11 protein-coding genes are annotated in these 13771 nt (G+C 55.9%); 5 read left to right on the top strand and 6 right to left on the bottom strand.

The features are described from left to right. Nucleotides 1-275: 275 nt before the first annotated feature. Together VN12_RS13785 and VN12_RS13780 are read left to right on the top strand one after the other, a co-directional pair. Entirely contained in the window at nucleotides 276-1967 is a 1692-nt protein-coding gene (locus tag VN12_RS13785) for a S41 family peptidase (protein WP_168164394.1), read from the top strand. Nucleotides 1968-2029: 62 nt separating this feature from the next. Next, nucleotides 2030-3406 carry a DUF1501 domain-containing protein gene (locus VN12_RS13780; RefSeq protein ID WP_146677376.1) on the top strand — a complete coding sequence of 459 codons (1377 nt, stop codon included), beginning with the start codon at nucleotides 2030-2032 and terminating at the stop codon, nucleotides 3404-3406. 4 nt (nucleotides 3407-3410) lie between these two features. On the opposite strand, the gene VN12_RS13775 is transcribed toward VN12_RS13780, so the two are convergent. Genes VN12_RS13775 through VN12_RS13765 form a run of 3 tightly spaced genes read right to left on the bottom strand, consistent with a single transcriptional unit; the run spans nucleotide 3411 to nucleotide 5941 of the window. Further along, on the bottom strand, nucleotides 3411-4331 hold the full coding sequence (locus VN12_RS13775) for a RimK family alpha-L-glutamate ligase (RefSeq protein WP_146677375.1): 921 nt from the start codon (nucleotides 4329-4331) through the stop codon (nucleotides 3411-3413). Between the two features lie 15 nt (nucleotides 4332-4346). Then, nucleotides 4347-5354, bottom strand: coding sequence for a lysophospholipid acyltransferase family protein (locus VN12_RS13770; protein WP_240491145.1), 1008 nt, complete (start codon nucleotides 5352-5354; stop codon nucleotides 4347-4349). Nucleotides 5355-5404: 50 nt separating this feature from the next. Beyond that, nucleotides 5405-5941 carry a DinB family protein gene (locus VN12_RS13765; RefSeq protein WP_240491144.1) on the bottom strand — a complete coding sequence of 179 codons (537 nt, stop codon included), beginning with the start codon at nucleotides 5939-5941 and terminating at the stop codon, nucleotides 5405-5407. 302 nt (nucleotides 5942-6243) lie between these two features. On the opposite strand from VN12_RS13765, the gene VN12_RS13760 reads away from it, so the two are divergent. Both VN12_RS13760 and VN12_RS13755 read left to right on the top strand, forming a co-directional pair. Continuing rightward, nucleotides 6244-7230 (top strand): AAA family ATPase, encoded by a 987-nt coding sequence (locus VN12_RS13760; RefSeq protein WP_146679923.1) that lies wholly within the window; start codon nucleotides 6244-6246, stop codon nucleotides 7228-7230. 6 nt (nucleotides 7231-7236) lie between these two features. After that, nucleotides 7237-7821 (top strand): class I SAM-dependent methyltransferase, encoded by a 585-nt coding sequence (locus tag VN12_RS13755; RefSeq protein ID WP_146677374.1) that lies wholly within the window; start codon nucleotides 7237-7239, stop codon nucleotides 7819-7821. Between the two features lie 939 nt (nucleotides 7822-8760). On the opposite strand, the gene VN12_RS26205 is transcribed toward VN12_RS13755, so the two are convergent. From VN12_RS26205 to VN12_RS13735, 3 genes are all read right to left on the bottom strand, one after another. Then, complete coding sequence (locus tag VN12_RS26205; protein WP_205855042.1) at nucleotides 8761-10008, bottom strand: protein phosphatase 2C domain-containing protein; 1248 nt, start codon at nucleotides 10006-10008, stop codon at nucleotides 8761-8763. 6 nt (nucleotides 10009-10014) lie between these two features. Then, complete coding sequence (locus VN12_RS13740) at nucleotides 10015-11295, bottom strand: lactate racemase domain-containing protein (RefSeq protein ID WP_146677373.1); 1281 nt, start codon at nucleotides 11293-11295, stop codon at nucleotides 10015-10017. Nucleotides 11296-11408: 113 nt separating this feature from the next. Then, entirely contained in the window at nucleotides 11409-12563 is a 1155-nt protein-coding gene (locus tag VN12_RS13735; RefSeq protein ID WP_146677372.1) for a redoxin domain-containing protein, read from the bottom strand. Nucleotides 12564-12858: 295 nt separating this feature from the next. On the opposite strand from VN12_RS13735, the gene VN12_RS13730 reads away from it, so the two are divergent. Then, the gene (locus tag VN12_RS13730) at nucleotides 12859-13743 is read left to right on the top strand and encodes a PPK2 family polyphosphate kinase (protein ID WP_146677371.1); all 885 of its coding nucleotides are present in this window, start codon (nucleotides 12859-12861) and stop codon (nucleotides 13741-13743) included. Nucleotides 13744-13771 lie beyond the last annotated feature (28 nt).

Raw genomic sequence — 13771 nt, 5'->3', positions numbered from 1 at the left:
GGTCCGTACAAGACGTGCAGACGGATCGGTCGGCGAATCGACCGCAGCCCGCCTAAACAACCTAGACGTCGCAGCTTATCAAGCAGGTGACATTTAGAGTTTCTCGAGGGATCGAGGGCATTTGTCCGCATTTCCCATCTTTGCGCTACATCGCGACCAACCCTGAGGGACTTTTCCGGTTGCTGTGTTGGTGACGGCAAAAGTCATTCAGGTTTTTTTGACCGGCGCTTTTGGGGCTGCATACTCCAATGCTTCCAGACCTCTCGGAAAATTCCATGTCCCCAACTGATTGCCCAAGCATGCTTTCCCACTTGAGAAAAGCTTTCGGTCTGTTCACGATCGGCACCGCCCTCTCGTTTGCTCCGACCAGTCTCTTTGCAGACGAACCGGCAGGTCGCGGTGCGGCCGTTAGCGAGAGCGACGTGATCGAAACGGGTCGAAAGCTGGAACAGGAACGCCGATGGCAGGAAGCGATCCTGCATTACGAGAAGTCAACCAAAAAGAACCCGAGCTTCGCCGAAGTAGGTAGCCGCTTACAAGTCTGCCGGGTGCACCACGACGTCACGCGCCGCTACTCCGATCGATCCTTTCTCCAAACCGTGGACTCGGCAAGCGCATCGGAGACACTCCAAGTCTTCAGCGAGGTGATCGCGAAGCTGGAAGTCTACTACGTCGAGAAAGTCAATTACTACCACTTGGCTCTGCACGGCACTGCGTTCCTCGAAGTCGCTTTGACGGAACCTGATTTTCTGGGCAAACATCTACGCAATGCGGACCGCGAGAGTGTCGAACGCTTCCGACAAAACATTCACAAGACGGTGTTTGGCCGCCGAGTTACCAACGCGGAAGAGCTGAAGGCGACCGCAACCCACGTGGCGAAAATTGCTTACGATGAACTCGGACTTCCCACCAATGCCGTCCTCTACGAATACATCGCAGGATCGGTCGGATTGCTCGACCCTTATAGCGCCCTGCTGACCCCTGGCGAATACCGGGAGGTCATGTCGCAAATCGAAGGGAACTTGATCGGACTCGGGGTCGAATTGTGGGCGGAAGGAACTCAGCTCCGCATCGTCGATGTTTTTCGAGGAGGTCCCGCTTATTTCGCCGGCTTGGTACCCAACCAACATATCGTGAAAGTCGACGGTCTCTCCGTTCAAGAAATCGGTGCCAAAAAGGCTGCAGACCTTTTGAGAGGTCCCGAGGGCTCTCAAGTCCAACTGCAACTTCAAACCGTTGATGAACGCTTGATCGATGTGCGAGTCGAACGTCGTCGTGTCGACGTCCCCAGCGTATCGATTGCTGAGATTGCCGAGCCCGGCATCGGATATATTCGAATCACGAACTTCCAAAAGACGACTCCATCAGAGGTCAACAAAGCCCTTTACGACTTGTCCGGAAAAGGAATGAAGTCCTTGGTCATCGACCTGCGGAAGAATCCAGGCGGATTGCTCGATGCCGCCGTCGATCTCGCCGATCAATTCCTCACCGGCGGGACCATCGTCTCCACGCAAGGTCGCAATGGGATGGAGAACCACAACTTCACCGCCAAATCCCCCGGAACTTGGGAGATCCCCCTCGTCGTATTGATCGATGAAGACAGTGCGAGCGCCAGCGAAATCTTCGCCGGAGCCATGCACGACCACGCCCGAGGGACCATCGTCGGCCAAACATCGTATGGAAAAGGAAGCGTGCAAGGTGTCTTCCACAATGAAAAAGGCAACGGCGGTCTCCGACTTACCGTCTCCAAGTTCTATTCGCCCAATGGAACCCCCATCAGTTCGAATGGAATTCATCCGAATGTGCCGGTCGAAGTCGAACCGACGCCGAGCCCTGCCACGTTGGACGTTGTGGCGCTCAAACCCGCCTCGGACGGGTCGCGGATGGTAAGCACTCAGATCAAAGTCGATTTGATCAAAGAGCGAGGACTGGAAATGGCTCGAAAAAAGATCCAGTTCGGTCGCTAGTAACTGGCTATAATGGGGCGATCTTTTTCATCCCCCCTTGATCCTCTCTCCGGATCCCAGCCATGTTGACATTCGTCGGTAAAGGTACTGCTCAAACATGCGACGGCACTCTGCGTCGCGATTTCTTACAAGTCGGTGCACTGGGGGCAATCGGTCTTGGCCTACCCCAGTTGGCCGCTGCCGCCGAAGCTGGAAAGATCGACCCGAGCAAAAGCAAACGCTCTGCGATCATGATCTTCAATCTGGGTGCACCGAGCCAGCTCGATACCTTTGACATGAAGCCGGACGCGCCTGCAGAAATTCGCGGCCCGTTCCAGCCAATCTCCACCAGCGCTCCAGGAATCCAAATCTCCGAGATCCTTCCTCTGCATGCGAAGATTGCGGACAAGTTCTCGCTCGTTCGGTCGTGCTTCCATCGTGGAGCGGCTGTCCACGACGCAGGCTGGCAAATCATGCAGACCGGGCGTCAATTCTCCGGAGGGGTCAATACACCCCACGTCGGATCCGCAGCCAGCTACCTTCTCGGTCGTCGAACCGACTTGCCTCCCCACGTGGTCCTCCCCGAGACGATGGGCCGCGGTGGCGGGAATCTTCCCAACGGACAGGCCGGCGGCTTTTTGGGCAAGTCGCATGACCCGTTTGCACTGATGGCGGATCCTTCCAAACCTGACTTCAAGGTCCCGGATCTGCTTCCTCCCGAGAACATCGGCACAGCCCGTCTCGATCGACGCAAACGGATGCGTGAAGTCGTCGAGAGCACCATCAAAAACTTTGAGACGAGCGAAGCGGCTCGCATGATGGACGAAAACTTTCAGTCGGCCTACCGCTTGATGACGAGCCCGCAAGCCCGCGACGCCTTTGACCTCACCAAAGAGCCGGAGTCCGTCAGGCAACGCTACGGAATGAATCGCTTTGGCCAATGCTGCTTGCTGGCCCGCCGTCTCGTCGAGGCCGGCGTTCGATTCGTGACTGTCAACACATTCCTTACCGTCTTTGATGAAGTCAGCTGGGACATTCACGGCAGCAAACCCTTCACATCGATCGAAGGGATGAAGAACATCGTCGCACCGATGTACGACCAAGGCTACACGGCCCTCATCGAAGACTTGCACCAACGTGGGCTCTTGGAGGACACCCTGGTTTGCAATCTGGCCGAATTTGGACGCACACCCAAGGTCAATCCAGCAGGAGGCCGCGATCACTGGCCTCAATGCTTCACCGTCTACTTCGCCGGCGGTGGTGTCCAAGGGGGCCGCGTCGTCGGAGCGAGCGACCCGATCGGTGCCGTGCCGGCGGATCGCCCCGTCGAACCACCTGAGATCGTCGCAACCATCCTCCATTCGTTGGGCTTGGATCTCGAGACCCATCTCCCTGGCCCCGCAGGCCGCCCCTTTCCGCTGGTCGATTTCGGATACCGCGAGATCCGCGAACTGTTTTAGATCCTTATCGATCACGCAGTTTTTGAATCAGTCGCATGGCGATGTCTTGCTCCACCGCGGCACCTGTCGCGCGCCAGCCTGGCACCGCGTTGACTTCAATAAGCATCGTTCGCCCATCCAGCGTTTCGATCAGATCGACACCAACCATCCAACCTCCCACAGCGCGCGCCGCCCGATAAGCGATTTCGGCTTGCTCAAAGGTCGGCTCGAAACGCTTCGCTTCGCCCCCTTGCGAGACATTCGCCCGCCAGTTTCCATTCCCATGGCGACGCACACAAAAGAGCTCGTCATCCAGCACCAGTAGTCGCAGATCGTAGCCCTCGTTAGGCAGGAATTCTTGCACATACATCACCGCTTGAATCTGCGATAACGTGCTGAACACCCGCCACGCCATGTCGTAGTCGGTCACCCGTACAATACCGCGTCCCTCCCCACCGAAGATCGGCTTGACCACACAATCCTCACCCAGTTGATGCCAAGCCTCGATGGCTTCCTCACGGCCTTGGCAGCAAATCGTCTTGGGGGTCAACAGACCAACGTGGCGCGCTCGCTGAATCGTGAGCCACTTGTCGATGCAAATCTCCAAACATCGGGGACCATTGAGGATCGGGACACCGAGTTGTTCGGCGACGTGCAAGGCGTTCATACGAAAGATGACTTGCTCCAACGACCCGAGAGGCATGGTGCGAACGAGAACGGCATCCAACGCGTCCAGAGGCATCGATTCGGTCGGCTTGGATGGCTCGTGCGATTCCATCGCGAGTGCGGAGCTTACGGACGAACGTTCGAGTGAAGCAGCCTGCAATCGATCGAATGCGAGGGGAATGATTTGGACACCACTCGTCTCGCCCGCAGCGCGAACCAAGTCGCGCATGTACCAGCTCACAGGTGAGCCCAACACGCCGATCATGAAAGGGAGCGTCATATGGATTCGACTCCCCTAGGCCGCTTTGCGAACGCGGGAGGCGGGGGGCGTGCGCCAGCGCCGATGAACCCACCAATATTGCTCGGGATCTTGGCGAATCGCCTGCTCCAGCCGCTGGTTGTACCACATCGTTAAGGCAGGGATCCCATTCAAATGCTCCCCATCCTGCTGAGGATCGGCGACACCGAGCAAGGTAAGATCGAACACGAGAGGCCGACCGCGTCGGACATTGCTACACACCATCATCGGGGCTCCACTGCTCAAGGTAAACAGTGCTAACCCCTTGTGACAAGATGCCAAACGCCCCATAAACTCGACCCAACACCCCTTTTCACCAGCATGTTGGTCGGCGAGCAACGCCAGCTTGCCACCATCCCGAAGCAGATCCTGTATCTCCTCCGCACTCCCCTCCTTCGGGAGAAAATGCTGGCCGCCGAGGGAACGAAACCCCATTACGAAGTCATGAATAAATCCGTTATCCAACGGCCGGGCGATCGTCGTGGAGGGAAACCCAAACAATCCCGTAATGAATCCTGCCAATTCGAAGTTCCCGAAATGTCCCGAGACGAGAACAGCAGGACGTTCATCCATCAACACTTGCAAGATGCCGCGTCGATCGGAGATTCGATAGTGCTCATGCCAATTCTCACGATGGATCTTGCGAGGCGCGTGCGCGATTTCACAGCACATCAATAGAAGATGATGCCACATCTCTCTCGTCACCTTCCGAGACTCTCTAAGGGACCAGTCCGGATAGATCAATTGAAAGTTTTCGGCCAACAAATTGCGACGGATCGGAATCCAGTCGGTCATCAGATACGCCAACAATCGACAAACGCGATCGCAACGTTCGAGAGATGTCATCTGAATGAAGCAGATGACCAATCGCAGCGCTACGTACGCCAACCAATCGGTTAGTCGGTACGATTGATTTTGTGCTTCGGCATGCGCGCTGCGAGACATAAGACCATCCGTGGCCAACTGGATCAGTTCGGAAACAAGATCACCAACTCCATTCGACACGTATGGTATCGATTTCTATCGATCGCGTACAGCGCATTTGAATGCTAGCATTAACGGATAGGATCAAGCCCATGCAATCGCCTCAGCATTCCGATTTGTCCGGCATGGATCGATTCGTGAAGCGGGCAAAAGAGCAAGGCACCGAGTTTGATTGGGAAGGCTGCGTATGGCATCTCTGTCGGCTCGGCAAGATGCTCGGCCGATAACGTTGGCAACACGGCCATCGCTTCGAGATGGATCCGTTCCAAACAGGCGAGCAACTCTTCCCTGGATGGATTCTCCGCAGGGTCGCTCGACGGCTTGGTCCCTTTGCCGAACTTCTTTCGAAGCCAGCCCGGCATCAACTCCAAGTCTCCTTCGGACCGCCCGCGCTGCCGAAACAACATCAAACCATATTGGGCCACCGCCAAATGCCCGACTTGCCACGCGAAGTGCGACGATCCCCCCGGCGGAATAGCGATCCAGAGAGAATCGGGAACATTGGCTAAGAGGTCCAAGGTATAGTTTCGTGCGAACTGCATCTGCCCGATGACGCCGTCTCGCATCGCGACCAAAGACTCCGCACTGGGAATGACTGACTCGGACATATCTCTCTACCTTTCTGTTTCACAACGGGAGGTTCCGGCTCGGTATCGCAAAAACGTGGTGGATGCGGTCAAGCGGACGGCGTAAGTGTAGTGGCAATCCAAGCCATGACGAGCCATCTTGTAGTAATGGGACAAACCCGTGAAAATGGTTCCCTTGCATAAGTTCTAGACCTGGATCGCCCAGCCGCAATCTTGGTCTTCATCCATCAACCCTGGACGATTCTGTGTCGAACGCACCCACCGGTAAACCTGTCAAAAGCATCGGCGATCTACTCCGCGAGTTTCGCGAGCATCGGGATCAGATGAAATCGGAACTGGCGAAGGCGATTGTCGGACAGGACGAAGTGATCGAGCAACTCTTCGCCGCTATTTTCACCCGCGGACATTGTTTGCTCGAAGGCGTACCGGGCTTGGCAAAGACACTTATGGTCGCCTCCCTCGCTCGAATCCTCGATGTGAACTTCAAACGTGTGCAATTCACCCCCGACTTGATGCCATCGGACATCACCGGGACGAATGTGCTCGAGGAGGACTCGAACGGAAAACGGGAGTTTCGTTTCGTCGAAGGCCCGATTTTCACGAATATCTTGCTCGCCGACGAAATCAACCGCACGCCACCCAAGACCCAAGCCGCCTTGCTCCAAGCGATGCAGGAACGTGAAGTGACCGTCGGCCGACAAACCTATTCCCTCCCCGATCCGTTCTTTACGATCGCTACGCAAAACCCTATCGAGCAGGAAGGCACCTATCCGCTGCCGGAAGCCCAATTGGATCGCTTCATGTTCAACATCAAAGTGGGCTACCCCTCTGCCGAAGAAGAGGAAAAGATCCTGCTATCCACCACCCGCGCCGACAAGCCGGAGACTTCGAAAGTTCTATCCGCCCGCGCCATTCTCAACATCCAAAAGCTTGTCGGCAGCGTCGCTGTCAGCCCGTTCGTCGTGAAGTACGTCGTCGCATTGGTCCGGGCCACCCGACCTAGCGAACCCGATGCCCCAGAAGTCGTCAAAGAACTGCTTGACTTCGGCGCAGGCCCCCGGGCAGGACAATTCTTGATCCAAGCCGGCAAGGCAATCGCTGCAATGGATGGTCGCTTCAGCGTTGCCATCGAAGATGTTCGCAAAATCGCCGTGCCCGTCCTTCGCCATCGCTTGGCCACTAATTTCCAAGCGCAAGCGGAAGGAATGACATCCGACAAAGTCATTCAACGATTGCTCAAAGATATCAAAGAGCCCGCCGTTCCTAAGTACGGTGGCATCGATCCCGCACTCGCTCCTCCGGTGCAGTGATCGGTTATGCACTTCACCGTCGAAGCTCAAGAACGGATCAGGCAGCATGTTCATTCACTGCCGACCGCCTCCCGCAAACTCCTTGCCCTGGATGCAACCGCAGGGAATGGATTCGATACGCTTTTCCTGGCCCAACTCGTTGGCGAACAAGGAATCGTGATTGCGATCGATCGTCAACCCGCTGCGATCGAGGCGACGCGTGCTCGGCTCGAGGAATCCGGACTCCTCCATCGCACGAAACTTCAAATCGGCTGCCACTCGCGAATCGAGGAAATTCTGGGAAGCGAGGAGACGGGGGAACCGAAACGGGAAATCGATATTGGGATGTTCAACTTGGGATATTTGCCACTGGGTGACAAGTCGATCATCACGCAATCGGCAACAACCGTTCGAGCGCTCGATCAAGTCGCTTTGCGGCTGAGGGCGGATGGAATCCTCTCCGTGATCTCCTATCCCGGGCACGGCGGCGGAAGCGAAGAGCATCAAGCGGTATGCGATTGGTTCCGATGCCGAGGAGATCGATTTTCCGTGGAGGCCTTCCGCGACGAGAACAATCCCCGAAGCCCCGTCCTTTGGCTAGCGAAACGGTAATTGCATCCCTGGCGAACGGTCGGCTTTTATGTCCTGAAAGGACTTGAGCCATTAACTGGCGCGATGCGTTAGGCGATGCTGATCTGTTGAGGACAACAGATCGACAATGTCGAACGGCTCGTCCTCGACCGTTTCAGCGCTATAGACCACCACTCTATCAACCAAACCACCTCTCCCACCAAGCTCCCTGGCCAATCGCCCGGGGGAGAGATTCTTAACTGGCGCGGCGCGTTAGGCGATCCTGATCTGTTGAGGACAACAGATCGACAATGTCGAACGGCTCGTCCTCGACCGTTCTAGCGCTATAGACCACCGCTCTATCAACCAAACCACCTTTCCCCCAAGCTCCCTAGCCAATCGCCCGGGGGAGAGATTCTTAACTGGCGCGGCGCGTTAGGCGATCCTGATCTGTTGAGGACAACAGATCGACATGTCGAACGGTCGTCCTCGACCGTTCTAGCGCTATAGACCACCACTCTATCAACCAAACCACCTCTCCCCCCAAGCTCCTTAGCCAATCGCCCGAGGGAGAGATTCTTAACTGGCGCGGCGCGTTAGGCGATCCTGATCTGTTGAGGACAACAGATCGACATGTCGAACGGTCGTCCTCGACCGTTCTAGCGCTATAGACCACCACTCTATCAACCAAACCACCTCTCCCCCCAAGCTCCTTAGCCAATCGCCCGAGGGGAAAGATTCTTAACTGGCGCGATGCGTTAGGCGATCCTGATCTGTTGAGGACAACAGATCGACAATGTCGAACGGCTCGTCCTCGACCGTTTCAGCGCTATAGACCACCACTCTATCAACCAAACCACCTCTCCCACCAAGCTCCCTGGCCAATCGCCCGGGGGAGAGATTCTTAACTGGCGCGGCGCGTTAGGCGATCCTGATCTGTTGAGGACAACAGATCGACAATGGACAACAGATCGATATCGACTAACTTTCCAATACAATCGCGGTCGCATTGTCGCGCCCCGATTCCGCAACAGCGTTCAAAACAAGCCGCTGCGCCGGAGACTGATCGATCACCGACGACTCTGGCCGCAAAACCAGATCTTCGATCGCTCGATCCCACAGGCCATCGGTGACACCATCGGTGCAAAGAATCAACTTCTCACCCGCCTGCAGCGTGAATCGACCTACTTGTGGTTCCGCAAATTGGTTCCCTGCCCCTAATGCCTTCGCAAGAACGTTTTTACGCGGGTGCGTCCGGGCCTCCCGTTCATTGATTTTGCCAGAACGACGCAGCCAACCGACATGCGTGTGATCCTCAGAGGCTTGCTCCATCTTCATATCTCCCTCGGCATTTTTGCGAAGGCGATACAGACGCGTGTCCCCAACATGTGCGAACATGACGACCGATTTATGAACCCAAACCATCGTCAGGGTCGCACCCATGTTGATGCAAAGGGGATCGTACGAACCCAATTTGACCAGTTCGCTATGAATCGCCGCGTAGAGTTCCTTCAAAATCGATTGCGAGTTCTCCTCCAAGTGTCTTTCGGACATCATGTAGGCGCGAGGCAGGAGTCGCGTGATGTTGTCGAGGGCGATTTTCCCGGCCAACTCCCCGGAGCGCTCGCCACCCATGCCATCTGCAACGGCGAAAAGCAAATCGCAGTTCGCCGTGCTCATCGAACCTTGCTTGCCCAGATAACGCACCCCTCGTTCGTCGATCAGCATCGCGAGGAAGCGATCTTCGTTATTGGTTCGAAAGGTCCCTTGATGGGTCATCGCTGACCATTTCAAGTCACGTGGCTGCGTCGCATCGCTCGCGGCATTCTCTTCCTCACTCGCGGATTCCGACGATTCCTCGAGGAATGTGGAAAACTCGAAATCGATAATGCAAAATCGGCCATCCGATGCTCGATAGGTGATATTTCGCAGGTAAGGATCGTCGTGGCGGATCCCGTAGGACTCCAATTCAGCAAAGATCTCTTTGATCCGCTCTTCTCCCATCCGCTCGACGCGCGCGCCGCAATTGGAGGTGACAATCTCCAACCGGTTCTTGTCCGCCGCGATCAACCGCGGGACGAATGGGCACTTCCTCTTCTCAAGGTATAGGAGTGCCTTGCATTCGTTCTCGAATCGCTTCTCCGCCTCGGGACCTTGAAACTGTTTGTAAACGCGTCCGTCGTATCCGATGCGCACGACAGCGCGCTGGGTGTTTTTGGCTTCAAACATATTGGGTTAAAACGCGTGTGGATGGTTGCTGTGCATCCAAAGGCCTAACCCTGGATTGCGAATGAAGTAAAAGCGTTCTCCGGACTGGCTTTCGTTCCAACCATCTTGAATCTCTGCGAGGCGATACTCGCTCATGGCTTGCTCGGGCGATCCTTTGTAGTAACCGACCCCTTCCAGCTCTTGTTGGGTGAGTTTATCCGTGCAGTACTCCACGCGGAATCGATTCTCGGGAGATGCGTGGATCAAATGGGCGGCGGTCGACAGATTGGCGCGCAGATCGTCGTTCTTCGCGACCATTTCTTTTACTTCTGGCGTCGTGCGGTATCCGTACTTCCGGATCAAGCCATCGACATCATCGTGTTCACCGAATCGAGCAACACCGGGTGCGATCACGACGAGCGTCCCACCATCGGCGATGGCCATTCGAGTGCGGTAGATCGATTTGTTGGCGACCCATGTCTTTTTGTATTTACTCGGATCCATCCACACCACGATCTTTTTCGGGGACTCGGGGATGCGGAAGCAATTGACTTGAGCGGCCAGCTCCCCTGCGATGGTGAAAACGGAATGGTCATCGCCGACGTACAAACCTCGCACAACAGGACCTTGATCCGGCGTCGATTCGACCACCGTCAGGACATACACCACGGGACGATGGGTGAGGTAGAGATCGGCCGCCCGGTTCAAGATTCTTCGCAGGGGGGTATCGCATCGCCCCATGATGCGTTCCATCCCGTAGAGTGCGCTCAAGTAATGACTGCCGTCGATCCCTGCATTCCCGCCGGTCCCCACGAAAATATTCTTCGTATAGTTGGCCATCCCGATCACCTCGTGCGGCACGACTTGTCCGATCGACAAGATCAGATCATGATCCCCGCGCGAAATGATCTTGTTGACTTGAGCTGGCCAAGCTTCGCTGTAGTTTCCTTCGGTGACCGTGTCCACGAAATCGGCGTCCACGTAGCCGAGGGTATCCACATCGGTCTTGTAATGATGCACGCGAATGAGATGTCTCGGGAAGTCCCCGAACATCTTGGTGAGCTCCTCCTCATTCATGGCCGAATGGGTTCCGAGCGCAGGCATCACATCGGTCAGCTTGTCCCCTAGCACCCGCAACGCGGCGTGGGTGATCGGTCCTGCCTGAGAATCGAGCCGGGTGTGATCGGGAGGAATTGCCAAGACCTTTTTGGCCCCGCCTCGAGCCTCCAGCGTCGTCTGGATGGCTTCGATAAAGTCTGGCATCCCAAGCACCGACTGCTTGGAACCTCGCGAAAAGTAAATCGTCATACGGAAAGGATGTTCAAGGGAACGCGGGGAAATCCGGGTTGGTCCGGGTAGGTAGCCGTGCGTATGATCCCAAAATCTCCCGGCGATGGATAGCTACCGTTCTCCCACGAATGTCACTTTTTCGGACGTGATTCAGGCGTCCCATCCTCCTCACGCAACAGCTCCGTGACCAACTCCTCAATCTGCTTGTCCCCGGTCGCCCCCTCCCAATTCAGCTCCCCCTGCCACCAAAGCCGTATATACCCTCGTTTGTCCACGACATAGACCGTCGGCCACATCGTATTTCCCCACGCATCCCAATTCTTCATCTCCGTATCGATCAACACCGGAAACTCGAATCCATTCTCCTTGGCATCCCGTCTCACCTTGTCCGCATCCCGCTCCGCCGATGTTTCGGGGGATTGAATTCCGATCACCTGCACGCCAGAAGACGAAAGCTCTCGCTGCCAACGCTGGTAGATCGGGAAGTTCTTTTTGCAATTGCCGCACTGAAACGCATAGAAGTGAACGAGCAACACCTTGCCGCGAAGCCCCTCGAGCGCCACGGGCTCATGAACCCACTCCGAGGAGGGAATCAACTCCGGCGCCAGCGGGTAAATACGCTTCAGCTTCGAAGTATCAAATGGCTTCCCGATCAACGATCCAAGCCGCTCTCGCTGCCGTTCGCTCAGTAACGCCACGACCTTCTTCGGCTCCTCCTCCAACGCGCGCGCCAACCTCTCGGCGGCAGCCTCCTCCACCTGACCAGGCTTCGGATACGCGCGCTTGCGAGTTTCCTCCGTCACTCCGAACAAAACCGTTAACGACTCCAATTGAGTCTCCGTTATCCCCAGATACCCCACCACCTCCGGACGGATCAACGCGCGCACTCCCTGCGATTGCCACTCCAATTGCCGCAACCTCTTGATCACATGCGGACCAAACGACTCGGACAAAAAACGTGCTAACCGGTCCTCTAACAATGCCGTACTCTTTCGATGCTCCACATCTGGCCGTATCCGTCCGCGCCACCACTCGCCATCGACCGTTCGCAAAAAACCCTCGACCTTCTCTCGCTCCGCTCGAGGAATCCCAATCTCGTCCAAGACCTGCGGCGTATGCACCAAACTCAACATCGTTTGCGGAACCAAAAGACTCTCCGCCGATAACGTACTCCGAACAGGATCAATCTTCTCCTGACCCACCACCCTATCAAGTCCCCATCCCCCAACGAACGAAACCCATCCCATCGCCACCAAAATCCATCGCACTCGTTCACGCTTCAACATGCTTTATCCTTGCGTTGCTGACCAGCCTCTCCCAATTCGTCGACCGCATCAAAGAGGTCAAGCGAGGCGAATGGGGAATCATGAAATGCAAAAGACGGGCCAATCGGGAAGATCACTGCCGTACCCCTTACTTCCCCTCGTTCCCCACCGTTGCCTCCCTGGAAACCCGCCGAGAAAGCAGGAAGAGTATCGAATTGCGTTGCAAAATGGGGGCGGGTGTCGCGAGATTGAACGCGCTGGACGATTGCCGAATTAAGATGGAGTGAAGAAATGCCAGCCAACCAGCGAGACCATCATGACAAAGAAACATCAGTTTGACCACAAAAAGTTTCGCGTGAAGGAAGATTCCAAGGTCGATCTATCCGAGCTTCCGACCAAAGCGGGCAAAGAGTTCAAGGGGAAACCAGAGGGACTCGCCGCATTGTCGGTCGACAACGAATACCTCCACGAAGCCCAATCCCGATTGTACGCGTCAGGCGAACGGGCACTGCTAATCATCCTGCAAGGCATGGACGCGGCCGGCAAGGATGGCGTCATCGAGCACGTCATGCACGGCATCAATCCGCAAGGATGCCGTGTCCACAGTTTCAAAGCTCCCAACGACGAGGAACTGCAACACCATTTTCTATGGCGCCCAATGCGATTTCTCCCCGCACGCGGCATGGTGACGATTTTCAATCGCTCCTACTACGAAGAGGTCATGGTGGTTCGCGTCCATCCTGAATTCCTCCAACCTCAAAAACTTCCGCCGATGAAGAAACTCGGGGACCTGTGGAAACAACGCTACGAGGAAATCCGATCCTTCGAAGAAACGTTGGTCGCAAGCGGGACTTCCGTGATCAAGTTCTTTCTACATGTTTCCAAAGAGGAACAAAAGAGCCGGCTGATGGAACGGCTAGTCGATCCCAACAAGCGATGGAAATTCAACGAACGCGACCTCGATGAACGGCAACTTTGGAGCGAACACCAAAAGGCCGACGAAGAAGCCCTAGCGGCCACGTCGACCAAGAAAGCACCTTGGTTCGTCATTCCTGCCGACGACAAGTGGTATGCCCGTGCGGCAATCGCTGACATCATCGTCAGTCACGTGGAATCGCTCGGACTGAGCTATCCGAAAGTCCCTAAATCGGAGGAACCTCACTTCGCAGAAATGATCGAACGGCTGGAGAACGAAAAGTAATCCGAGCCTCGTGACGAGGCTTTGCCAT

Origin of the sequence: Pirellula sp. SH-Sr6A (assembly GCF_001610875.1) — a bacterium.
Lineage (GTDB): Bacteria > Planctomycetota > Planctomycetia > Pirellulales > Pirellulaceae > JBKCUI01.
Note: the sequence above shows the minus strand (reverse complement) of the source record. Positions and strands in the feature narration are given on the sequence as shown.